Source organism: Schumannella sp. 10F1B-5-1 (genome assembly GCF_006517535.1).
Lineage (GTDB): Bacteria > Actinomycetota > Actinomycetes > Actinomycetales > Microbacteriaceae > Schumannella.
The window spans coordinates 1-315 of record NZ_VHQH01000287.1; the positions used below are offsets into that span (position 1 = coordinate 1).

Annotated in this window: 1 protein-coding gene; it reads right to left on the bottom strand. The window is 74.3% G+C overall.

Annotated features, from left to right (window positions below):
• Positions 1-315: DUF3710 domain-containing protein (locus FJ658_RS15735; protein ID WP_141146258.1), on the bottom strand; the 315-nt coding region annotated here is incomplete at both ends.

Below are 315 nucleotides of genomic sequence, written 5' to 3' on the forward strand. Positions count from 1 at the left end.
ATCAGGTCGCGCGGCGGCATCGGGGTGTTCCCGCGCACCACGACGATGCTGCGGAACAGGTCCTCCACCTGGGCCGCGGCCTCGGGCTCCACGGCGGCCTTGCCGCTGATCACGCCGCGCAGGAACCAGCGCGGGCCGTCGACACCGACGAAGCGCGCGATCCGGACGCCGGGTGCGTTGCCCGACGGCGCCGGGATCTCGGCGCGCAGCTCCGGCCCGAAGGGACCGTCGACCGTCTGGGTGCGGCCGCCCTGGCGGGAGATCTGCTCGACGATCTGCTCGCGGATCTCGTGCCACAGCCCGCTCGTGCGCGGA